This is a genomic window from Streptomyces araujoniae, from assembly GCF_050871195.1.
In the GTDB taxonomy this organism is placed as follows: Bacteria; Actinomycetota; Actinomycetes; order Streptomycetales; family Streptomycetaceae; genus Streptomyces; species Streptomyces bacillaris.
In genome coordinates this window covers 6,210,967-6,234,045 of the sequence record NZ_CP194070.1, presented here as the reverse complement: position 1 = coordinate 6,234,045, position 23,079 = coordinate 6,210,967, and the positions used below count along the sequence as shown (strand labels likewise).

16 protein-coding genes and 1 pseudogene are annotated in these 23,079 nt (G+C 70.7%); 2 read left to right on the top strand and 15 right to left on the bottom strand.

Going from position 1 to position 23,079, the window contains the following annotated elements; translation table 11 throughout:
- The first annotated feature begins 49 nt into the window (after nt 1-49).
- Nucleotides 50-2,722 carry a TIR-like protein FxsC gene (locus ACQ9ZG_RS26720; protein WP_146225827.1) on the top strand — a complete coding sequence of 891 codons (2,673 nt, stop codon included), beginning with the start codon at nt 50-52 and terminating at the stop codon, nt 2,720-2,722.
- Nucleotides 2,723-2,810: 88 nt separating this feature from the next.
- On the opposite strand, the gene ACQ9ZG_RS26715 is transcribed toward ACQ9ZG_RS26720, so the two are convergent.
- Nucleotides 2,811-3,857: a helix-turn-helix transcriptional regulator gene (locus ACQ9ZG_RS26715; protein WP_109916954.1), complete on the bottom strand. Its 1,047-nt coding sequence runs from the start codon at nt 3,855-3,857 to the stop codon at nt 2,811-2,813.
- 444 nt (nt 3,858-4,301) lie between these two features.
- Nucleotides 4,302-5,648, bottom strand: coding sequence for an aminotransferase-like domain-containing protein (locus tag ACQ9ZG_RS26710; RefSeq protein WP_499281300.1), 1,347 nt, complete (start codon nt 5,646-5,648; stop codon nt 4,302-4,304).
- Between the two features lie 293 nt (nt 5,649-5,941).
- Here ACQ9ZG_RS26710 and ACQ9ZG_RS26705 point away from each other — a divergent pair, with 293 nt between their 5' ends.
- The gene (locus ACQ9ZG_RS26705; RefSeq protein WP_028418007.1) at nt 5,942-6,592 is read left to right on the top strand and encodes a LysE family translocator; all 651 of its coding nucleotides are present in this window, start codon (nt 5,942-5,944) and stop codon (nt 6,590-6,592) included.
- On the opposite strand, the gene carB is transcribed toward ACQ9ZG_RS26705, so the two are convergent.
- From carB to ACQ9ZG_RS26640, 13 genes and pseudogenes are all read right to left on the bottom strand, one after another.
- Entirely contained in the window at nt 6,511-9,903 is a 3,393-nt protein-coding gene (carB, locus tag ACQ9ZG_RS26700; protein ID WP_499281299.1) for a carbamoyl-phosphate synthase large subunit, read from the bottom strand. The genes ACQ9ZG_RS26705 and carB overlap by 82 nt on opposite strands.
- Nucleotides 9,896-11,038 carry a glutamine-hydrolyzing carbamoyl-phosphate synthase small subunit gene (carA, locus tag ACQ9ZG_RS26695; protein ID WP_109915246.1) on the bottom strand — a complete coding sequence of 381 codons (1,143 nt, stop codon included), beginning with the start codon at nt 11,036-11,038 and terminating at the stop codon, nt 9,896-9,898. The genes carB and carA overlap by 8 nt, the downstream gene beginning before the upstream one ends.
- On the bottom strand, nt 11,035-12,294 hold the full coding sequence (locus ACQ9ZG_RS26690) for an ATP-grasp domain-containing protein (protein WP_109915247.1): 1,260 nt from the start codon (nt 12,292-12,294) through the stop codon (nt 11,035-11,037). The genes carA and ACQ9ZG_RS26690 overlap by 4 nt, the downstream gene beginning before the upstream one ends.
- Nucleotides 12,291-12,581, bottom strand: coding sequence for a hypothetical protein (locus ACQ9ZG_RS26685; protein WP_018490382.1), 291 nt, complete (start codon nt 12,579-12,581; stop codon nt 12,291-12,293). The genes ACQ9ZG_RS26690 and ACQ9ZG_RS26685 overlap by 4 nt, the downstream gene beginning before the upstream one ends.
- Before the next feature lie 212 nt (nt 12,582-12,793).
- Entirely contained in the window at nt 12,794-14,047 is a 1,254-nt protein-coding gene (locus ACQ9ZG_RS26680; RefSeq protein ID WP_109915248.1) for an ATP-grasp domain-containing protein, read from the bottom strand.
- Nucleotides 14,048-14,210: 163 nt separating this feature from the next.
- Nucleotides 14,211-15,164 carry a TauD/TfdA family dioxygenase gene (locus ACQ9ZG_RS26675; protein WP_109915249.1) on the bottom strand — a complete coding sequence of 318 codons (954 nt, stop codon included), beginning with the start codon at nt 15,162-15,164 and terminating at the stop codon, nt 14,211-14,213.
- 43 nt (nt 15,165-15,207) lie between these two features.
- Nucleotides 15,208-15,366 (bottom strand): hypothetical protein, encoded by a 159-nt coding sequence (locus tag ACQ9ZG_RS26670; RefSeq protein ID WP_181398220.1) that lies wholly within the window; start codon nt 15,364-15,366, stop codon nt 15,208-15,210.
- Nucleotides 15,367-15,419: 53 nt separating this feature from the next.
- Nucleotides 15,420-17,258 carry a carbamoyltransferase family protein gene (locus tag ACQ9ZG_RS26665; protein ID WP_499281298.1) on the bottom strand — a complete coding sequence of 613 codons (1,839 nt, stop codon included), beginning with the start codon at nt 17,256-17,258 and terminating at the stop codon, nt 15,420-15,422.
- A gap of 198 nt (nt 17,259-17,456) precedes the next feature.
- Nucleotides 17,457-19,841 (bottom strand): iron-containing redox enzyme family protein, encoded by a 2,385-nt coding sequence (locus ACQ9ZG_RS26660; RefSeq protein ID WP_499281297.1) that lies wholly within the window; start codon nt 19,839-19,841, stop codon nt 17,457-17,459.
- A 316-nt stretch (nt 19,842-20,157) separates the two neighbouring features.
- Complete coding sequence (locus ACQ9ZG_RS26655; protein ID WP_109917161.1) at nt 20,158-21,168, bottom strand: SGNH/GDSL hydrolase family protein; 1,011 nt, start codon at nt 21,166-21,168, stop codon at nt 20,158-20,160.
- A gap of 230 nt (nt 21,169-21,398) precedes the next feature.
- Nucleotides 21,399-21,575: pseudogene (locus tag ACQ9ZG_RS26650) on the bottom strand (IS701 family transposase); the annotation flags it as partial.
- 187 nt (nt 21,576-21,762) lie between these two features.
- Nucleotides 21,763-22,140 carry a VOC family protein gene (locus ACQ9ZG_RS26645; protein WP_109917162.1) on the bottom strand — a complete coding sequence of 126 codons (378 nt, stop codon included), beginning with the start codon at nt 22,138-22,140 and terminating at the stop codon, nt 21,763-21,765.
- Nucleotides 22,141-22,187: 47 nt separating this feature from the next.
- Nucleotides 22,188-22,832 carry a type VII secretion system-associated protein gene (locus tag ACQ9ZG_RS26640; protein ID WP_109917163.1) on the bottom strand — a complete coding sequence of 215 codons (645 nt, stop codon included), beginning with the start codon at nt 22,830-22,832 and terminating at the stop codon, nt 22,188-22,190.
- Nucleotides 22,833-23,079 lie beyond the last annotated feature (247 nt).

The following is a 23,079-nucleotide window of genomic DNA, read 5'->3' as shown; positions in this document are numbered from 1 at the left end:
GCTGGCCGTCGTCGCGGCACTGCAGGGTCTAGGCCGGAAACTGGACGCCGTGGCGATCAGTGAGGTGCTCTGGCTCGCGGCCCGCCACCAGCGACCGGTCCGCTCACCGGGCGGGCAGGCCGGAGGGCCGCAAGCCGGGCACGGGAGGGTCGATCCGCGCGAGAAGGTCGGAGTGTGGGCGCCCTCGCCCGGAAGCCGTACGGCCGATCCGTCCGTCGGTGACGGATTGCGCGGCAGGAAGGTCGCTCTGCCGCGAGGTTCCGCGCTTCCGCGCGCCCGGGAGATCGCGCGTTCGCTCAGACCACTGCGCCGCTCATGGCGGAGCGGCCGACGGCTGCGGCTGAACATCGATGCCACGGTGTCGGCCTACGCCCGTACGGAAGAACTGCTGCCCGTCTTCCGGCCCGCGCCCGAACGGTGGTTCGACCTCAGGGTGTTCATCGACCGGTCACCGACCATGTCCGTTTGGTCGGACACCGCCGAGGAACTGGTGAGGGTTCTGGCCAGAACCGGTGCGTTCCGCACGGTCCGCGTCGGAGGGATCGCCTCCGGCAGACCCGCGCCCACCACCGGCGCGGATCAGCCCCCCACGGTTCCCGCAGGCTCGCCACAGCCGCGGCGGCTCGTCCTGGTCTTCTCCGACTGTGCCGGCGACCGGCGATGGGAGCCTCTTCTGCACGGGTGGGCGTCCTGGTCCCCCACCCTCCTGGTGAATCCGCTGCCGCCCAGGATCTGGCGCTACTCCGGCCTAGACCTGCCGGCCGTCAGGGTCACGCCCCCGAGAACGCCGGGCCCGCGCAATACCGAGCTGCGGTACGCCGTCCCGCCGCTGCTCGACGACGAAGCCTCGACCGGAACGGGTGTCGGCCCCTGGGTGCCGGTGCCCGTAGCCTCGCTCTCGCCGCGCTCCCTCGGGCTGTGGGCACGTACGCTGATGCGCGCCGCCCCGGAGGGTTGCGAGGCGGTACTCCTGACCGGAGGGTCATCACCTCGTACGGCAGTTGCCGCGCAGCCGGCCGCGAACGCGGTGGAGGTGTTCCTGCACCGGGCGTCAACCAAGGCGATACGGCTGGGGGTGCTCGCCTCCTCCTATCCGGCCCTGCCCGCGGCGCTTCTCAACGTCATTCGCCAGGAACTGGTCCCGGAGGCCGATGCGGCCGACGTGGCGGAATTCGTCGTGGGCGGTCTCGTCTCCCTGCAGACATCACCCGAACCCGGCCTCTCGTCCCCGCTGCTGCGTTTCGAGACCGGCGTGCGCGAAAGGCTCGCCCCACGGCTGGGTGTACGTGACGCGGCCCGCGTACAGGACGCGGTCGACGCCTTCCTCTCCTCGAACGCCGCTGCCCGCGGTCGCTTCCCCGCACTCGTCGCGGACCCGGCGGGCGGTACGGAGATCTCTCCCGGCACCGCCCCCATCGCCGCGATATCACGCGATGCCCTGCCCGAGCCGGTGGAGGCGGGACCGGGCGGGCGCACCGTCGCCCTCCGCCCGGCCGTCGAGCGGTCGTCAGCGCGTCCGGCCCGCCCCCGGCCCTCCGCGGAGAGGGAGCGGCCGTACTTCTTCCTGAGCTACGCCCGCACCCCACGGCACGGCCGGGACGGGCAGGACGCGGACCTCTGGGTGGAGCGGCTCTTCCGCGACCTGTGCAGCCACGTGCTGGCGATGAGCAACGTGCCGACAGGGGTGCCGGCCGGGTTCATGGACCGGGAGATACGCAGTGGTGAGAACTGGTCGGAGCGGCTCAGCGACGTGCTGTCCCGCTGCCGGGTGTTCGTTCCTCTGTACTCTCCGCGCTACTTCGCCAGCGAGACCTGCGGCAGGGAGTGGTACGCCTTCGAGGCCAGGGCCAAGCGTCGGCCCTACCCCGGCGCAGCACCTGCGACCGCGCCGATCGTGCCCGCGCTCTGGGTCCCGGTACCGGCCGGGCAGCTGCCGGACGTGGCGTCCCGATTGCCGTACTCCGATCGCGACTTCGGAGAGCAGTACGCCACGGACGGGCTGTATGGGCTCATCAAACTCCGGCGCTTCGCCGAGCAGTACGAACGCGCGGTGTACGAACTGGCCAAGCGGATCATCGTCGCGGCGGGCACCTCCCCCGGGGACGGGCCCGTGATCGACTACCGGACCGTTCCCAGCGCCTTCCACTCTCCCCTGCATCAGCCGGACACCCTCAGGGTCGCCGTGGCAGCTCCCACCAGGCACAACCTGCCCGACGGGCCCGACCCTTCCCACTACGGCGACACCCCGGAGGAGTGGAACCCGTACAGCCCCGCCTCATCACGCCCGCTGGCCGACGCCGTGATCGATCTGGCCTTCCGGCTGAACAACCAGGTGGACGTCTCCACGCTCGCGGAGGAAGTGCGACGCGTCGACGACGGTCACCCCTCTCCTGGGCCGCTGCTCCTTCTGGTGGACCGCTGGGCTCCGCTCGTACCGGAACTGCGGCACCAACTGGCACGGCTGGACGCGGCACGCGAACCGGGAACGACCGTGATCGTCGGGTGGGATCCGCAGGACGGAAGGGCCACACGGCCCAACTCCCCTCTGGCCCACGCACCGGCACCGGAGCAGGCCATGCCGCACCTGGCAGACCTCAGGATCAGCCCCTTCTTCCCACTCCAGGCTCCCGAGGGGCTGACCAGCCTGCTGCCCCGGGCTCTGGAAGCCGCGTACCACGCCTACTCCCGTGGGAACCCTTCGCCGCAGGGGCCACCGCAGTGACCGCGATCCCGTCGTCGTGACGCCGCCCCCGTGGCGGTCACAGGCGTACGTCGCCACGGGCGCCCCCGTCGTCCACTCAGACCTGGCCTCAGCCGCACGACTCCCGTGCGGGCGGCCGACGTTGACGGGCCGGGGAGCGGGGAGTCCCGTCGGGAAGACCGCCGCCCTCGTCGAGCAGCCGCCGCTGGGAGAGGAGGTAGCCCAGCTCGGCCCTGCTGCGGCTGCCCAGCGCTTCGGAGACCTTGCGGATGTGGGTGGAGACGGTCCGCGCGCTCATGCCGAGCCGGGTCGCGATGGATTCGTCGGTGTGACCGGAGACGACCATGCGGAGGACGGTCCGGCGCACGGAACTGGTGAGAAGGTCGGGGCGGTGGCGTTCGGCGGTGATGGCGACGGGCTCGCCGCGCTCCCACGCGTGGTCGAACATCTTGGCGAGGAACTCGATCACCCCTGAGTGCCGGACGGCCAGGGCGGCACTCTTGCGCTCCTCGGTTCCCGGGATGAAGGCGATCGTACGGTCGCAGATGATGACGCGTTCGAAGATCTCGTCCACGGTACGGACCCGGGCGCCCTCGGCGAGAACCTGCTCGATGTAGGCGAGGGTGGGCGTGTGCGACCGGACGCTGTGCTGGTAGAGCGTGCGCTGCCGTACACCCTTCCGCAGCAGGGCGAGATCACGGGGCAGGGCCTCGGCGAGCAGGGCGGGCGGGCGGCCGCCGCCGGGCTGTGCGGTCAGCAGCTCTTCCCGGCAGGAGGCGACGGCCTTCCGCAACGCCTCCCCGATCACCTCTTCGCCGCGCAGCGACTCGATGGGCAGTTCACCCCGGCGCTGGACCTTTCGATAGACGGCCTCCGCCGCGAGAAATGAGGAATGCAGGGCTTCCAGGGATTTCCGCCGCTCTTCGATGTCACGCTCGACATGACGGGCGAGCAGCGATTCGGCGATTGCCGGGGGAACGGGAACGTACACAACACCCGGCCCGCCGGGCAGCCGTTTGAGGAGTCCGGAGCGTACGAGGCATCCGGGCACCTCACCGGATACCGTCCCGGCCTCCAGCGCCTCGCGGTAGCGCCGCAGCCCCTCCTCGCACAGGCGCACCTCGGTTAGTGGCGTTATGTCAGGTTCTGGAGTCATCTGCCCATCCTTCGGGTTGCCGCATTTCGTGGTCAGGACGACAGGCAGGCTCGCATCGTCGCCGGAATATGCGAAAGGATGGCCGTGACGCAAACAATGCGCCCGGACAAAGCAGTTGTGACCCATCCCCCGAGCCGATTCACAGGGACTCGCCCGGGAAATTTCACAAACGGGAAACCCCCGCAGTGAAACATGGAAACAATCACATCGATAAGGTGATGGTATGTATCGGACCGTCAACGCTGCGCATACTTGCTTTCCACAGCGCACCGACCGCGCGGAACGGGCACGAAAAGACTCCGCCTGGGGTTGATGCACGCACGGCACAAAGTACGTCATTCCCGATCTGGACTTTTTTCTCCGGAAATTGACGGAGAAAAATCTCATATCCTGAGACGCCTGGCGGTGGTGGTGCGCCCGGGGACGCCTGCCGGGAACACCGCCTCAGTCCTGGGCGAGATCCTCCGGAGCCGACCTCGCGAGGTCCGCCAGGGTCGCGAGAGCCCGGGACAGGGTCTGCGCCGACGGTGAGGCGAGACCGAGACGGATCGCGTGCGGACCCCGGTGGCGGCCCACGGCGAAGGCGGCCGCCGGGGTCACCGCGATACCGTGCCGCGCCGCGGCGGCGACGAACGTGTCGGCCCGCCACGGCTTCGGCAGTTCCCACCACCGGTAGTACGACCCCGGCGCGCTGCGGGTCACGAAGTCCCCGAGGTGGCGCTCCGCCACCTCCTGCCGCTCCACGGCCTGCCGCTGCTTGGCCCGTACGAGCGTCTCCACGGCCCCGACCGCCTGCCACTGGGCCATCGCCTCCAGGGGAAACCCCATGGGCGTCCAGCCCCCTGAGCGCAGAGCGGCCGCGACCGCACCCGACGCGGCGGCGGGCGCCACCGCGAACCCGAGGGACAGCCCCGGCGCCAGCCGCTTCGAGAGACTGTCGACCAGCACCGTCCGCTCGGGCGCACGAGAGGCCAGGGGCGGCAGATCGTCCCGGAGGAAGGCCCACACCGCGTCCTCGATCGCATGGATCCTGCACCTCAGCAGCACATCGGCCAGACGGTCCAGCCGCTCCGCGGGCATGGTCAGCGACAGCGGATTGTGCAGGACGGGCTGTACGTAGACGGCGTGCAGCGGCCCGGCCCGGTGCGCCTCCTCCACCGCCTCCGGGATGAGCCCGGCCCCGTCCGTCGCGAGCGGCACGAGGGTGACACCGAGCCGGGTGGCGATCGCCTTGAGGACGGGGTACGTCAACTCCTCGACGCCCAGCCGCGCGCCCGGCCGGGTCAGCGCGGCCACCACCGCCGAGATCGCCTGACGCCCGCTCCCCGCGAACAGCACCCGCGCCGGATCGGGGCGCCAGCCACCCCGCGCCAGCAGGTCCGCCGCCGCGGCCCGGGCGGCCGGGGTGCCGGCCGCACCGACCGGGCGCAGCACCGGCTCCAGCCGCTCGGGCCGCAGCAGCCCGCCCAGCCCGGCGGCCAGCAGTTCGGCCTGCTCGGGCACCACGGGGTAGTTCAGCTCCAGGTCGATCCTGCTCCCGGCGGGTTCGGAGAGCGCGGGGGCGGGCGGCGCCGCCGTGCCGGAGGTGTCGCGCACGAACGTGCCACGGCCCACGTGCCCCTCGGTGAGCCCCCGGCGCGCCAGTTCCTGGTAGACGCGGGTGGCCGTGGAATTGGCGATGCCGTACTGCCGGGCGAATTCCCTCTGGGTGGGCAGCCGTTCACCCGCCTTGAGCCGTCCGGCCCCGATCTCGGCGGCCACCGTGTCGGCAACGCTCCGGTAGTCCTTCACGGACCCCACCTCCCGCACTCCGTGCGCATCACGTATCGCGCACCACGCGTCGCGCACCACGTGATGCGCATCGCGTTCACGTATCGCGCATGACGTATCGCATTCACGTATCGCTCGCACCGTCATCAGCATCGAAGCACAGCATTGCACTGAGTTCAATATCTCGCATTGAACCGAGGCAAGTCAGGCCCTTACACTCGAATTGCTCCGATGCCCGATGACGGAGAACCGGAAATGCACGGAGCAGGATACGGCAGAGGTCCCACCCACGGAGCAGAAGGCGGCGCACGGGAATGGTTGAGCTGACCGGAGTACTGGGAGTCGCGATGGTGGCCCTGGGGATGGTGCTCACCCCCGGGCCGAACATGATCTACCTCGTCTCCCGGAGCATCACCCAGGGCCGCCGGGCGGGGGTCGTCTCCCTCGGCGGCGTCGCCGTCGGCTTCCTGGTCTACCTGCTGGCGACGAATCTCGGCCTCTCCGTGGTCTTCGTCGCGGTCCCCGAGCTGTACGTCGCGGTCAAACTGGCGGGCGCGGCCTACCTGGCCTGGCTCGCCTGGACCGCCCTCAAACCCGGCGGCGTCTCCGTCTTCGCTCCCCAGGAGATGCCGCACGACTCCCCGCGCAAACTGTTCACGATGGGGCTGATGACGAATCTCCTCAACCCGAAGATCGCCATCATGTATCTGTCCCTCATCCCCCAGTTCATCAACCTGGAGTCGGGGCACGTGCTGTTCCAGGGGTTCGTGCTCGGCTCCGTCCAGATCGCGGTGGCCCTCACGGTCAACCTGTCGATCGTCCTGGCCGCCGGTTCGATCGCCGTCTTCCTCGCGCGCCGCCCCTCCTGGCTCAAGGTGCAGCGCTACATGATGGGAACGGCGCTCGCCCTCCTGGCCGTCTCCGTCGCCCTGGACACCTCGATGCCCTCGACCGGGTCGAGCTGATCCCGCGAGGTCATCTCCGTGAGCTGTTCGGCGTGTTCTTGGAGGGAGCGGACGCCGACGTCGCCGCCGTTGAGGGCGTCGATGCCCTGGACGGCCGCGGCGAGTGCCTGGACGGTGGTCAGGCACGGCACGGAGCGGGCCACGGCCGCGGTACGGATCTCGTACCCGTCGAGCCGGCCGCCGGTCCCGTAGGGGGTGTTGACGATGAGGTCGACCTCGCCGTCGTGGATGTGCTGGACGATCGTCTTCTCACCGTTGGGACCGGTGCCCTCGGACTGCTTGCGCACGATCGTGGCGTTGATCCCGTTGCGCTTGAGGACCTCCGCGGTCCCCGAGGTCGCCATCAGCTCGAACCCGTGCGCGACGAGCTCACGGGCCGGGAAGATCATCGAGCGCTTGTCCCGGTTGGCGACCGAGATGAACGCCCGCCCACGGGTGGGAAGCGGCCCGTACGCCCCGGCCTGCGACTTCGCATACGCGGTGCCGAAGACGGAGTCGATGCCCATGACCTCACCGGTGGAGCGCATCTCCGGCCCCAGGACCGTGTCCACACCCCGCCCGTGGATGTCACGGAACCGCGACCACGGCATCACGGCCTCCTTGACGGAGATCGGCGCGTCCAGCGGCAGCGTGCCCCCGTCACCCGTCTTCGGCAGCAGGCCCTCGGTGCGCAGCTCGGCGATGGTGGCGCCCAGCGAGATGCGGGCGGCGGCCTTGGCGAGGGGGACGGCGGTGGCCTTGGAGGTGAAGGGCACCGTGCGGGAGGCGCGGGGGTTGGCCTCCAGGACGTAGAGGATGTCCCCGGACAGGGCGAACTGGATGTTGATCAGCCCGCGCACCCCCACCCCCCGGGCGATCGCCTCGGTCGAGGCGCGCAGCCGCTTGATGTCGAACCCGCCCAGCGTGATCGGCGGCAGGGCGCAGGCCGAGTCACCGGAGTGGATCCCGGCCTCCTCGATGTGCTCCATCACACCGCCGAGGTACAGCTCGGTGCCGTCGTAGAGGGCGTCGACATCGATCTCGATCGCATCGTCGAGAAAACGGTCCACCAGGACCGGGCGGGTGGGGCTGATCTCGGTGGACTCCGCGATGTACGACTCCAGACGCGCCTCGTCATACACGATCTCCATCCCCCGCCCGCCCAGGACGTAGGAGGGGCGTACGAGGACGGGGTAGCCGATCTCGTCCGCGATGGCCTTGGCGGCCGCGAAGGTGGTGGCGGTGCCGTGCTTGGGCGCGGGCAGTCCGGCTTCGGCGAGGACCTGGCCGAAGGCGCCGCGGTCTTCGGCGGCGTGGATCGCTTCGGGGGAGGTGCCGACGACGGGCACGCCGTTGTCCTTGAGCGCCTGGGAGAGGCCGAGGGGGGTCTGGCCGCCGAGCTGGACGATGACGCCGGCGATGGGTCCGGCCAGCGATTCGGCGTGGACGATCTCCAGGACGTCCTCCAGGGTGAGCGGCTCGAAGTAGAGCCGGTCGGAGGTGTCGTAGTCCGTGGAGACGGTCTCCGGGTTGCAGTTGACCATCACCGTTTCGAAGCCCGCGTCGGACAGGGCGAAGGAAGCATGGACACAGGAGTAGTCGAACTCGATGCCCTGCCCGATCCGGTTCGGACCCGAGCCGAGGATGATCACCGCGGGCTTGGTCCGGGGCGCGACCTCGCTCTCCTCGTCGTAGGAGGAGTAGAAGTACGGCGTCCTCGCCGCGAACTCCGCGGCGCAGGTGTCGACCGTCTTGTAGACGGGTCGGATGCCGAGCGCGTGGCGGACCTCGCGCACGACGTCCTCGCGCAGGCTGCGGATCTCGCCGATCTGCGCGTCGGAGAACCCGTGCCGCTTCGCCTCCGCGAGCAGCTCAGGGCCGAGCTTGTCGGCGGCGGCCAGCTCGTCGGCGATCTCCTTGATCAGGAAGAGCTGGTCGACGAACCAGGGGTCGATCTTCGTCGCGTCGAAGACCTCCTCCTGGGTGGCACCCGCCCGGATCGCCTGCATGACGGTGTTGATACGGCCGTCGGTCGGACGGACCGCCTCGGCCAACAGCTCCGCCTTGTCCCCCGGCTCGCCGGTGAAGGCGAACTGCGAGCCCTTCTTCTCCAAAGAGCGCAGCGCCTTCTGGAGGGCCTCGGTGAAGTTCCGGCCGATCGCCATCGCCTCCCCCACCGACTTCATCGTCGTCGTCAGCGTCGAATCAGCCGAGGGGAACTTCTCGAACGCGAACCGCGGGGCCTTCACCACCACATAGTCAAGCGTCGGCTCGAACGAGGCCGGGGTCTTCTCCGTGATGTCGTTCGGAATCTCATCCAACGTGTAACCGACGGCCAGCTTGGCGGCGATCTTGGCGATCGGGAAACCCGTCGCCTTCGACGCCAAAGCGGAAGACCGGGAGACGCGCGGGTTCATCTCGATCACGATGACCCGCCCATCGGTGGGGTCGATCGCGAACTGGATGTTGCAGCCGCCGGTGTCGACCCCGACCTCGCGGATGATCGCGATACCCACATCGCGCAGCCGCTGGTACTCGCGGTCGGTGAGCGTCATCGCCGGGGCGACAGTGATCGAGTCACCGGTGTGGACGCCCATCGGGTCGAAGTTCTCGATGGAACACACGACCACGACGTTGTCGTTCTTGTCGCGCATCAGCTCCAGCTCGTACTCCTTCCACCCCAGGATCGACTCCTCCAACAGCACCTCCGTGGTCGGAGACAGCGTGAGGCCCTGGCCGGCGATACGCCGCAACTCCTCCTCGTCATGAGCGAACCCGGAACCCGCCCCGCCCATGGTGAAGGAGGGGCGGACGACGACGGGGTAGCCACCGAGGGTGTCGACCCCGGCGAGAACGTCGTCCATGGAGTGGCAGATCACCGACCGGGCGGACTCGCCGTACCCGATCTTCTCCTTCACCGCCTCGACGACGCCCTTGAACAGGTCGCGGTCCTCGCCCTTGTTGATCGCCTCCACATTGGCGCCGATCAGCTCAACCCCGTACTTCTCCAGCACACCCTGCTCATGCATGGAGATCGCGGTGTTCAGCGCGGTCTGGCCGCCCAGGGTCGGCAGAAGCGCATCAGGGCGCTCCTTCGCGATGATCTTCTCCACGAACTCCGGCGTGATCGGCTCCACATACGTGGCATCCGCGATCTCGGGGTCGGTCATGATCGTGGCCGGGTTGGAGTTGACCAGGATGACCCGCAACCCCTCGGCCTTCAGGACCCGGCAGGCCTGGGTGCCGGAGTAGTCGAACTCGGCGGCCTGGCCGATGACGATCGGACCCGAGCCGATGACCAGGACGGACTGGATATCGGAGCGCTTAGGCACGCTGGCCCTCCATCAGAGAAACGAAACGGTCGAACAGGTAAGCGGCATCATGCGGACCGGCCGCCGCCTCGGGGTGATACTGAACACTGAACGCCGGCCGGTCCAGCAGCCGCAGACCCTCCACCACCTGGTCGTTCAGACACACATGGGACACCTCCGCACGGCCGAACTCCGTGTCGGACACCCGGTCCAGCGGGGCGTCGACAGCGAAGCCGTGATTGTGCGCCGTCACCTCGACCTTGCCGGTGGTGCGGTCCTGCACCGGCTGATTGATCCCACGGTGCCCGTACTTCAACTTGTACGTACCAAAACCCAGCGCCCGGCCCAGGATCTGATTGCCGAAACAGATACCGAACAGCGGAGTCGACCGCTCAAGGACACCCCGCATCAACGCGACGGGATGGTCGGCGGTAGAAGGGTCACCAGGACCGTTGGAGAAGAACACACCATCGGGGTTCACCGCGTACACCTCCTCCAGGGTGGCGGTCGCGGGCAGCACATGCACCTCGATACCCCGCTCCGCCATCCGGTGCGGCGTCATCCCCTTGATCCCCAGATCCACCGCCGCCACCGTGAACCTCTTCGTACCGATCGCGGGGACGACATACGCCTCCTTCGTGGCGACCTCGGCCGAGAGGTCCGCGCCCGTCATCTCCGGCGCCTGGCGCACCTTCGCCAGCAGCGTGCCCTCGTCCGCGATGGCGTTGCCGGAGAAGATCCCCACCCGCATCGCACCCCGCTCCCGCAAATGGCGGGTGAGAGCACGGGTGTCGACACCACTGATCCCCACCACACCCTGCGCCGCCAACTCCTCATCCAGCGACCGCTGCGCACGCCAGTTGGACGCCTTACGCGCAGGATCACGCACCACATAACCCGAAACCCAGATACGACCCGACTCCGGATCCTCATCATTGACGCCCGTGTTCCCGACATGCGGGGCCGTCATCACCACCACCTGACGGTGATATGACGGATCCGTCAACGTCTCCTGATAGCCCGTCATCCCCGTCGAGAACACCGCTTCGCCGAAGGTCTCCCCCACAGCCCCATAAGCACGGCCACGAAACGTGCGACCGTCCTCCAGGACCAGTACAGCGAGCGGCCCGCCCCCGCCCGCGTTCCCGGCCCTCACCGATCCAGCCCGCAGACCGCGCGCGCTCCTCGCACTCCTCGCTCCGGGGCACACTCCAGGCGGAACTGGGCCGCCGTCCTCAGGATCGCCTTCTCCACGTCCCCGCTCGACGCGCCGCGGAACCGGAAGCGGGCGCCGACGTGCTCGTACCCGCCCAGGCGCGGGACCACCTGGCCCACGGCCGGGATCACGGCGGTGTACGGGCCCTCCTCGGAGGTCGGCGGGTCGGGGAGGTCCCAGGCCGTCACGCGGCAGGGGGCCCGTACGGGGGACGGAACCAGCAGCCAGCCTCCCGTACGCCATTCCTCCGGTACGGGGAGTTCCGGGCGGCGGCCCAGCTGGACGGCGGCAGCGGCCCCCGCGAGGTCGATGCCGTGCACCTCGCGCCAGACGAACGGGATCTCCGCGCCGCCGACCCGGTACCCCGCTTCCAGGAAGCGGATCGAGGGCGAGCCGCCGGCCGACGTGCCGACGAACGCCTCCAGGTGGAAGACCCAGGGTTCCGGGCCGAGGGCCGCGGCCACCCGGGCCGTGAACGCGCCGAGGGGGCCGAGGAGTTCGGGGTCGTCGACCTCGACCGAGCCGAGGGCCTCGCCCTGGGTGAAGTCGACGCAGGTGTTGACGTACCGGGAGGCCCGCCAGGGGCCCAGCTCCTCGCCGGTCCACAGGCCGTCGATGTGGAAGACCGGGTCGGCGCAGAACTCCTGGACCAGGCGGGGTTCCGGGGGTGACGTACGCAGCAGCGGAAGGTCGGCCTCGGAGTCGAGGCGTACGACGCCCCGGCTCGCGGTTCCCCGGCGCGGCTTGACCACGACCGGCCAGCCGTGGTGCTCGGCGAAGGACAGGACGGCGGCTTCGTCGGGGGCGTCCCCGAAGGCGGGGGCGGGAATCCCGGCCGCCGCGGTCACCCGGTTCATGGTGAGCTTGTCGCGGAAGCGGGACAGCGCGGCGGAGGTCTGGCCGGCGCAGCCCAGCCGCTCGCGGACCAGGGCGGCGGTGTCGAGGTCGCCCTCGTTGAGGGCCACCACCCGCTCGGGCACGCCGAAGTGGGTCCGCAGCTCGGTGACCGCGCGCCAGACGGCGTCGAGGTCGTCGGTGGCCGGGACGGTACGGGCGGCCGCCGCTTCGCCGGGTACGGAGTCCAGGGCCAGTTCCGTGGTCACGTAGGTGACCCGGTGGGTGCGGTGGTCGAGGTACTTCTCGTAGTGGGCGTGCCGGTCACGCCAGCGGTGGAGGACGACGATGTGGTCGCTCATGCCCGGTCCGCTCCGGCGGCCGACATGTCCCGGACCCGGCCCACCGCGAAGGTCGCGGAGACCACGGCGGCCCGGGCCGAGCCCAGTGCGCCGCGTGCCGCGTCCAGGTCGCCGTCCGGGAGCTGGCCCACGATGTCGGTGGCGCAGTCGATCAGGTGCAGCGCGGCCCGGGCGAGGGGCTGTTCGCTGCTGTACCGCTCCTCGACCAGTCGGCGGACGGTGTGCAGCTGGGCGACGGGGTCCGGCCGGGACCCCTCCGTCCCGACGGGGCAGATGATCGTGTTCATCGGTGAGTCCATCCCAGGAGACAGGAGCCGGAAGAGGCGGGGGAAGCAGAGGCGGAGCAGAGGAAAGGGCAGGGGCGAAGGAGGAAGGGTGAAGGAGCGGGAGCAGGGGCGGTGGGGGCGGGTGGCCGGACCAGGGGCGCGGTCCTGGCCACCCGGATTCCGTGGCGCGGGCCGGGGAGGGCGGGGCAGAGCCCGGAACCCCGGCGCCGCCCTCAGCTCGTCTTGAAGCGGATGCGGTCGTTGGTCGCCTCGCACTTGGCCACGGCGTCGTCCGCGTCGCGGCCGGAGGCGATGACGTACCCGGAGACGCAGTCCGCGACGGTCAGCAGCGGCGGTACGGTCTCCCCGACGCTCTTGGCGATCACCGCCGCCACCTCCGTATCCGCGAACTCGTCCAGGTACGGGAGGAACACGTACTGCTTCTCGCCCTTCGGGATGCGGCGGACCTCGTCGGCCGCGTCGTCGGCCACCTCGACGGCGTCGACCGTGCCCGGCTCCGGGGTGAAGAAGCGGACCGCCGCGCCGCCCAGCGGTTCGGGCGAGGTCGCGGGCAGCTCGTCGATGCCGAGGGGGACCGTGAGGAACATCCGGTTGAGGTTCAGCCCGAAGGCGCGGCGGACCAGTTCGGGGGCGCCGCTGCCGGCCAGCCGGGCATGGGACTCCAGGACGCGCGGGCCCTTGGGGGTGAGGACGAACTCGCTGTGCGAGGGACCTTCGGTCAGGCCCACCGCGTCCAGCAGCTTCGGTGTGAGGTCGCGGAGTTCGGCGAGCCACGGGGTGGCGTACCGGCTGGGGGTGCTGACCTCCCACTCGACGTACCGCTCGTTCATCCGGTACTCGGAGTATCCGATGGTGAGGTGGCGGCCCGCGTGCGAGAAGGAGTCGACGCTGACCACGGGGCCGTCGAGGTACTCCTCCGCGATGACGGCCGAGGTCTCCGCCTCCTGGAGCGCCTCCCATGCCCTCTCGGCGTCCTCGGGTCCGTCCACGGGGTGGATGTGCAGGCTGGCGACGCCGTCCACCGGTTTGACGATGATCCGGTCACCGACCTCCGCCCGGAAGGCGGCGATCTCCTCGGCGCTCCGGACCAGCCGGTAGCAGACCGGGCTCAGGCCGTGCTCGTCGAGCAACTGCCGGGTGAGCGCCTTGTCCTTGAGGGCGCGGGCGGTGAACTCGCTGACGCCGGGCAGGCCGAGGGCGTCCACGACGAAGCCGGTGGACTCGGCGGCCGGTTCGGTGGTGGTGAGGACGCGGTCGAAGGGGCGCTCCTCGTGCAGCGGCTTGAGGAGTTCGAGGATGGCGGGGCCGTCGGCCAGAGGGCCGTGGATGATGCGCTCGCAGTGCTGGGCGACGGCCACGTCGTAGGCACCCTCCTCGTGGACGAGGACGACGTCGATGCCGAGTTCCTTGGCTCCCGTGACCGGTGCCGGCCGGCCGCCGATGACTGCCACGCGGTACTTGCCCATGGGGTTCCCTTCGGGGTTCGGGTGAGGGTGAGGTGAGGGGTGCTGGGTCAGCAGTGCTGAGTGAGGGTGCTGAGACAGCGGCACTGAGTGCGGGGGCGCCGAGTCAGCGGTACTGAGTGAGGGGTGCAGAGTGAGAGGTGTGCCGTGTGGTGGGACGGGCCCGTCAGGCGGCGTAGCAGCGGCGGAGCCAGCGGGCCGTCGTGTTCGGGTGCGGGGTGAAGGCCTTGCGGCGGTGCAGCACCCGGAGGTTGTCGAAGATCATGAAGTCGCCCGGCCGGAGGATCAGATCGGCGGCCGGGATGTCGAGCAGGACCTCGCGCCAGCGCTCCAGGGCCTGTTGGGCGGCGGGCGTGAGACCGGCCGTGGTGCCCCGGTCGTAACGGGCCCGGTGGCGGCCGTCCGGCCCGGTCTCCAGGACCGGGGTCTTCACCAGCGGGCCGATGGTGTCGCCGTCGTTGGAGTCGGGCGCCCCGACCTCGAACTCCGGTGCCCTGAGGACGGCTTGCGTCTCCTCGTCGAGCCGTACGACGACGTCGTCGAGGGCCGCGACCTCGGTGGGGATGCGCTCCTCGTTGCGGATGGCGAAGAAGGTGAGGTACGGCGGGGTGTAGAGCCGGGGGTCCGAGCCGGGCGGGCCGAACGGCTGGTGGGGGTTGTCGGAGTGCCAGAAGAACTCCGAGTCGGCCCCCCAGGAGCTGGTGGTGCCGGACGCGGCCGGGTTGGGGACGACATTGCGGATGAGGCGGCCGTCGTTCTCGTAACTCACCGCGAACGGCGTGCAGCCGAGGAGCCTGATCATCCCCAGGTGGATCGCGTTGGTGACGGCGAGCGCGCTCTCGTCGGCGAAGCCGCTGACCGGGGTGGCGGGGAAGTCCTGGGTGGGCAGGTTGGACAGGAGCAGCGCGTGGGAGCCCGCGGCGGTGAAGACCTGGCTGCCCTGGAGGATGTCGCCGGGCAGATGGCGCCGCAGCGCGTAGGCGCCGATCCCGCCGAGGATGGCGTCGTCGAGGTCGGAATCGAGGCTGGTCTCCGATACCCGGGCCGATATCTCCTTGCGCAGCAGGTCCCGGGCGCTGTCCTCGACGCGGTACCGGGCGAACTGGAGCAAGCTGGTCATCGTCTGTCTCCGTTGGGTCGGTTGCACGCCCTCGTCGTCCCGCTCAGCGAGCCGGTGACGCGGGCGGCGCGTTCCAGTACGTGTCGGCGCGCCGGTTCCAGCGGCGCGCGAGGGGGTCGTCGACGAGCCGGCTCAGCAGGCCGACCGGGGTCACGACCAGGTAGTAGGCGAGGAGGAGCAGAAGGGTGCGCAAGGTACGCATGGACGTTCGTTCCGTTCTCGTGTCGGCGCGAAGAAGTGCGGACGGGGGCCGGTTCAGTCGAGCGGGATCTCGTCGCGCCAGTCGGACTCCTCCGTCCAGACCGGCTGATCGCCCTTTTCCAGAAGGAAGTTGCCGAGCGCGAGCATGTCGATGTCGGTCCGCATGAAGCAGGTGTAGGCCTCCTGCGGGGAGTTGACGATCGGCTCGCCGCGTACGTTGAACGAGGTGTTGACCAGGACCGGGAGGCCGGTGAGGGACTTGAAGGCGGTCAACAGCCGGTGGTAGGCGGGGTTTTCGCGGTCGGTGACCGTCTGCACCCGTGCCGAGTGGTCGACATGGGTGACGGCGGGGATGGTGGACCGCCGCACCTTGAGCAGGTCGAGTCCCGTGGCGCCGCCGTCCCGGGCCTCCAGCCGCTGGGCGGCGGCGACCTGGGAGACGACGAGCATGTACGGGCTCTCCTGCGACAGGTCGAAGTAGTCCTTCGCGTCCTCGGCCAGGACGGCGGGGGCGAACGGGCGGAAGGACTCCCGGAACTTGATCTTGAGGTTCATCGCGGACTGCATGTCCGGGTTGCGCGGGTCCCCGATGATGGACCGGGCACCGAGCGCCCGGGGGCCGAACTCCATGCGCCCCTGGAACCAGCCGACGATCTTCCCCTGCGCCAGCCCGTCCGCGACCTGCGCGGCCAGGGTGTCGTCGTCCAGGCGGCGGTACGGGACGGACCGCGCGTCCAGGTAGGCGGCGATCTCGTCGTCGCCGTACGCGGGCCCGAGCAGGGACCCGCTCATCGCGTCGCGCCCCGTGGGGACGTGGTCCCGGCGGGCGCCCCGCTCGGCCGCGACGGCCTGGGCGGCGCCGAGGGCTCCCCCGGCGTCTCCGGCGGCGGGCTGGACCCACACCTCGTCGAAGATCCCGGCGTCGATCACCTTGCCGTTGGCCACACAGTTGAGGGCGACCCCGCCGGCCATGCAGAGGCGGGACTCCCCCGTGCGCTCGCGGGCGGTGCGGGCCAGTCGGAGCACGGCTTCCTCGGTGACCGCCTGGACCGACGCGGCGAGGTCGAACTCGCGCTCGGTGAGCGGGGATTCGGAGGTCCGGCGGGGTCCGTCGAAGAGCTTCTCGAAGCCGCGTCCGGTCATGACCTGGCCGCGCAGATACGCGAAGTAGCGCATGTTCAGGCGGAAGGAGCCGTCGGGTTTGAGGTCGATCAGCTCCTCGCGGATGAGGCGGGCGTAACGCGGCTTCCCGTAGGGCGCGAGGCCCATGAGCTTGTACTCGCCGGAGTCGACCTTGAAGCCGCAGAAGTAGGTGAACGCGGAGTACAGCAGGCCGAGCGAGTGGGGGAAGCGGATTTCGGAGACGGGGCGGAGGGCGGTGCCGCGGCCGTGCCAGAGGGTGGTGGTGGCCCATTCGCCGACGCCGTCGATGCAGAGCACCGCCGCGGACTCGTACGGGCTCGGGAAGAAGGCGGAGACCGCGTGCGACTCGTGGTGGCGGCGGACCGACAGCTCGGGGACCCGGCCCCGGCCGAGGGCGGCGAGTTCGGCCCGTACGGTCGCGTCGGTGCGGAGCTTGCCGGTGCGGCCGAGCCAGGCGGGCAGCGTGTCCCGGAAGGAGGCGAAGCCGGTGGGCGCGGCGCCCGCGAAGGTGGCCAGGAGCCGGCGGAACTTCAGCCGGGGGTCCTCGTAGTAGGCGACGGCCGAGATGTCGTCCAGGCTGACGCCCTGTTCGTCGAGGCAGTACGCGACCGCGCGGGAGGGGAAGGAGGGGTCGTGCCGCCGCCGGGTGAAGCGTTCCTCCTGGGCCGCGGCCACCGGCACGCCGTCGGCGACGAGGGCGGCGGCGCTGTCGTGGTAGAAGGCGGAGACTCCGAGAATGAGGTCAGACACCGCTGCGTTCCTCCGGCTGGATGGGGAATCGGGAGGGGGATCGGGAGGGGAATGGAGCTGGGGCGGGGCAGGGGGTGAGAGGTGCGGTACGGACGAGAGGTGTGAGGTGGGCGAGGGGTGTGAGGTGGACGAGGACCGCGGGATGGGCGAGGGCTGCGGGGCGGGCGAGAGGGGTGGGGCGGGCGTGCGTCCGGGGGGTCACTTGCGGCGGCCGGTGAAGCGGGTGCGGCGGGCCGCGAACCGGGCGCCGACGCTCCTCGGCGGGTTGAGCGAGCGGTAGCCGACGCGCACCCGCCCCCAGACGTCGGCCCGGGCCCCGGGTCCCGGCGCGTCCGGCAGCGAGGCGAGCAGGGTGTCCACGGCGTCGGCGGCCCAGGCCGAGTGGCCGGTGGCCACGTTGTCGATGGTGTTGTGGATGTCCACGAAGCGGGTGCTGAAGCCGTACGCCTTGAGGGCGAGCCGGGCCCGCCGGTAGGTGCCGCCGACGCCGGAGAGCTCCATGGCCAGGTTCAGGCCGAGGACCTCCGGCAGATAGGTCTGCGGGAAGCGGCCCACGCACAGCCAGTACACCGGGAGTTCGAGGGACTCCTCGCGGAAGCCGGGCCACTGTGCGAACGCGGCGGAGGCCGTCGGCGGCAGCTCCACCCCCATCTCCTTGAGCACGTCGCGGTAGATGAGCGGGTGGTTCAAGTGCGGTTCGCCATTGCCGAGTTCGTCCCAGTACGTCTCGAAGAGGGAGTGTCCGATCGCGGACGAGGCCTGCTCGTAGTCGGTGAACCCCTGGAGCCAGCTGCCGTCGATCAGGGTGAGCGGCGCGGTCTGGACGGTGTCGTCCACCACCGCTTCCTTCGAGGGCAGGGGGATCGCCGCGTTCTCCTCGAACTCGGCGCCGTGCCGGTCGTGTTGGGCCTGGAGCCAGGGCCGCAGCCCCGCGTGGCTCCAGCGTTCGGGCAGCGGCATCGCCGTACGGTCCATGCCGTGGCCGGAGCGGGCGAGCCAGCCGTCCACGTACTCCATCGCCCAGGTGCGCAGGGCGGGGGTGTCGGTACGGCTCATCAGCAGGTGGTACGCCTCGCGCAGCCCGGAGGGCGTACGGCCCGGGGAACCCGCCCCGGCCCGCAGGGCTCCGGCCACCCCCGCGAGGGCGTCCCGCGCACCGGCCGGGGGCGGCTCGGCGGGCCCCCCGGAGGTGCCGTGGGCTCCAGGGGTCCCGGAAGTTCGGGCGGTTCCGGAGGTTCGGGCGGTTCCGGAAGTTCGGGCGGTTCCAGGAGTTCGGGCGGTTCCGGAGGTTTCGTGGGCCCCGTGGGTTCCGGAGGCCGGGCGGGGCCCGGAGGGGGTGTCGGCGGGCTTCTGCGGGAGGGAGTCGATCCACCGCCGGATGACCGTGAGATCCTCCGGCGAGAAGACCCGGAACATCGGTCCGCGCTCGCCGACCAGCCCCCGCACCAGCGAACTGGCCCCGGAACGACCGGGCTTGACCAGCTTGCTGCGTGCCAGGACCTCCAGCAGCGGGGCCGGGTCCGTCCGGCACTCCGCCAGCCAGCGGGCCAGGGGCTTGCCCTCCAGCAGGAACTGGTGGTGGTAGACGGCGCCTTCGCGGGACCGCAGCCGCATCAGCTCGGCCATGTCGAACGCGGGGTCCCCGGCCGCCACCAGCTCCGCGTGGAGCGCCTCGGACCACTCCCGGAGCCCGGCCAGCATCCAGCGGAAGCCGGAGCGTACGGCGTCGGCACCCCGCTCGCCCTCCCTCTCGACCAGCGCGTCCACGGCGGCCCGGCACTGGTCGACGGGCAAGGGCCCTTCGGCCGCGCGCCTGGTGGCCGGATCGAGGGTGGCCCAGTCCGCGCCGGCCGGCAGCACCGCCCGGACCGGCTCCAGGGCGGGCGGCAGCCCGACGGCACGCAGGCACAGGTCCGCGCCGAGGATCTCGCCCCGGAAGTCGTCGGGGCGCCGGCTCATCGCCAGGAGCAGGGCCGGGAGGCGGAACGCGCTGTCGGGAATGCGCTGGTCGCCGGTGAGGCGGGCGGCCGGGGCCGCGTTCTCGGCGAGCCGCAGCCTCCGCAGCAGTTCGAGGTAGGCGCTGCCCCGGGAGGCGGCGGGATGGCCGGCGCCGACGTCGGAGGCGTACAGGGCGAGGATGCGCAAGGCCAGGGGGTCGTCGGCGTTGCCGGGGGCGCTGAGCCACTGGAGCCAGGCGCCGGACAGGAGGGCGAGCGGGGCGCAGCCGAGGACGGCCCGCCGGACGAGCACCTCGCCATGGCCCTCGGGGTGCTCCTCCCCCTGCCCCGGGGTGACGAGGGCGAGGTGGCGCGAACGCTCACCGGCCGCCCAGTCGGCGGCCTGCCGGAGGAGGCCGTCGAGCGAACCGTCGCCCGTGGCCACGCCCGCGTCCGTGGCGCGGCGGACCGCGGTCCGCACCTCCTCCACGAACCGGCCCTCGGGAAGCGACGCCTCCGGGTCCGTCGCATACGCGTACACGGTGCGTGCCGAGCCGCCGTCCCCCGGCAGCCCGTGCGGACGGCCCGTCCGGCGCTCCGCGGCGGGCGTGGCCGGGGACGGGGCGGCCGCCTGTTGGCTGTGCATCGATTCCCTCTCTCCGTCGGTTCGCGTGCGGTCGGGACGTGCGGTCAGAACATGGGGTAGATGGAGGCGTCGTTCTTCGCCTTCTGCTTGCGCCGGAGCACTTTCGCGATGATTTTTCGCACGAACGACATGACAGGCAGCCCTCTCTTGCAGGGAGGTGTAAGGGAATGCACGGTGGCTCACGGGAACGCTTGGAGGATTGCGGGAGCGCTCAGAGCAGTGCGGGACGCGTGGAGGCGTGGAGGCGTGGACCAGTACGGGCAGGGCTTGAAGCTGCGCGGGAACGCGTGGCCGGGTACGGGAACCGGCGGACCGTTCAGGAAAGCCCGAGGGATTCGGCCAGCAGCCGGGAGGTGATTTCCGTGCCGTGGTCGGTGAAATGCGCCCGGTCCACATAGAGCCAGTCGTCGCCCGTGACCGACTCGGCGAGGACGGGGCTCATGTCCAGGAAGCGGACGTCCTGCGCCTCGCAGGCCACGCGGAGCGCGTCGGCGTACCTGCGGCCGGACTCCAGGGTGGCGATGTCCCCGTACAGCTCCCAGAAGTTGGAGATGTCGTCGAGTTCCCCGAAGACCGCCTTCTCCTCGGGCGACCCCGACTCCCGGACCCAGGTCGCCAACGGCTGGAGTACGTAGGTGATACGGGCTCCGCTCGGTCCGGCCAGCAGCCGGAGTGCGGCGAGATGACGTGTCGTCAGGTCGACGGCGTACGCGATCCGGTCCGCCAGTGGGGGCACCACGTGCGGCTCGTCCTCCGGCCCGGCAGCACGTCGGCCGAAGCCCCGCCTGGCCTTGCGGTGGGAGGCGCGCAGCTCCTCCATCCGGTCGAAGTACTCACCGCAGTTGAAGAATCCGCCGTGTTCGCCGCGCTGGGCATCGGGCAGCCGGCTGAGCGCCAGGTCGTTGAGCCCGGAGAACACGACGATCTCGTCGATCTCGGGGACCAGTTCCCGGTGCATCAGGAACAGCAGCAGTTCCTGCATCGAGTTGTGGCTGCGGCCGGCGAAGTTGAGCCAGGGGACGGACGGCGCGTACCGGCTCCAGAGCCGTGACGCCATGGTCGTGCCGTCGCCGGTCGCGCCGATCCCGAACGGCGTGGAGCTGCCGGCCAGCAGCCGGACCGGGCCCTTGGGCGGATGCGCCACCGATCCCCGCTCGGTGGCACCGTGGGAGACGCGGAATCCCAGCCGATCGGTGTTGATCGTCGCGGAGCGGTAGTCCGCCCGGTGGAAATACATCAGGTAGGGCAGATACCGGGTTTCCGCCCGGTCGTCGAAGTCGTCGTACCGCAGCATCTGCGGGGTGAGAATTTCACGCTGGGATTTCACGGACGGGACGCTCCTCGATTCAGGGATCGCTCTTCCGATGGGCGTGTACCGGCCGGGTGCGCCCCGGCTGTGCCTGTTTCGGCGCCGTACGTGACGAGCTTTGTCGGTCGGCGACCCTGAAAGAAAGGAAACGCGGGGTCGGGAACGCGCAATGCGCGATCCCGAGGGAGGGACGAGAGCGGAGAAAAGGGGGCGATCGTCCCCTAGTACTCCAGCTGTGATCGTGATCTTCACGTCTGGGACATGGGTTGCCGCCGGTCATGGCTGGTGCGCGATCGCTGCTGATGGCGGCGTCGCCAGTCGGACCAGCCGAGTCGGTGGGTGATGTCGTGGAGGGGCTGGACGACGACCGTGATGAACAGGCGCCGGATCTCGTCGCAGGACAGTGGGACCAGGGCGTCCGGGGCGGCCCGGCACAGCGGATGCCGCATGCCGTGCGGGCCGGCCTCCCCGGCCCGCGATCCGGCTCATGGCCGTCTCGAACGCCTGTCACCACCGGGCGGGAGCTGTGCTGTGGCCTGCGGCCGCCGTCTCATCGCCAGTCCGCACGACTCACGGTGATCAACGGTGGCCGCGTCCTCGCGGTGTCTCCTGTCAGTCCCGGACGAGACAGAACGGGTGACCTGCCGGATCCGCAAAGATGCGCCAACTCCGTTTCCCGTCCCCCTCATCGAGCAGTGAGGCGCCCCGATCGAGGACGTCTTCCTGAGCTCGGTCCAGGTCCTCGACCCCCAGGTCGAGGTGGAACTGCTGGGGTCGAGCGGGATCCGGCCACTGCGGTGGCCGGTGGTCCTCCACCCGCTGGAAGGCCAGCACGAGCCCACCGTCCGTGTGAAGCGTCGCCCAGCCCTCGCCGAGCGACCACCGGGGATCCGGCCGGTTCACCGCACCGCCGAGAAGCGACTGGTAGAAGCGGGACAGCTCAACGACATCGGCACAGTCCAGCACCACACACTGCAGCTTGGCGATCATGAAGAGCAGCGTCTCACGACGCCTGATGACGATCGAGAGCTGGAGTACTAGGGGGTCGTCCTCCCCGGCTCCTCCGGAGTCTTCCCCTGCTTCTCCGGAGTCCTCCCCGGGCCGTCCGCCAGGCCTTCGGCGGCCAGCACCATGCTCACCGGGGCCGAACTGTTGAGGCTGAGGCTGTGGCCGGCCGGGAGGAGGGCGAGCAACTCCGCCAGGGTCAGGGTCACGGAGCGGAGCTGTCCGAGGCTGTGGAGGTAGCCCGGCGAGGTGTAGACGGGAACCACCGCCGTACCGTCGGGCGCCGAGGCGCGCACCGGCTCGCCGTCGGCCGTGACCGGCACCGCGATCTCGGCCCCGGCCAGTGCGGCGGTGACGTCCTCGACGGGGCCGTAGCCGGTGGTGGCGAGCTGGACGGCCCGGTCCACCGGGTCCAGGGGCTCGGGCCATCCCATCGCCTCCGGCGAGGGGCGGTAGTCCGGGTTGTCCTCCCACTCGACGATCTCGCCCGCGGAGTCGGAGCGCCACTGGCCGATGACGGCCCACTCCGGGGGCGGGCCCTCGCCCTTCCAGGCGGGGTCGGCCAGATAGAGCCAGTGGTCCGGGGCGAGCCGGGCCGCCTCGACGAACTCCTCCGGGGGCGCGGGGTCCAGGGGGGAGACGGGAGAGGCGGTGGGCCGGGTGCCGGGGTCGCTCATCGGGTCCTCGTTCACTGGGGGTGCTGGGAGAGCTGGAGTGATGCGGGGTGATGCGGGTGTCGGGTGGTGCGGGTGTCGGGTGCTCGGCGTGCTGCGGGTGCTGGTTGTGCGGGTGCTCGGCGTGCTACCGGTGGTGCGGGTGTCGGGTGTGCGGCCGGGGCGGGAGGGGCCGGGCGGGTCCGTGGCCGTCGTGCGGCCTGGGCGGGAGCGGCCGGGCCGGTGCGTGGCCGTCGTGCGGCCGGGGCCG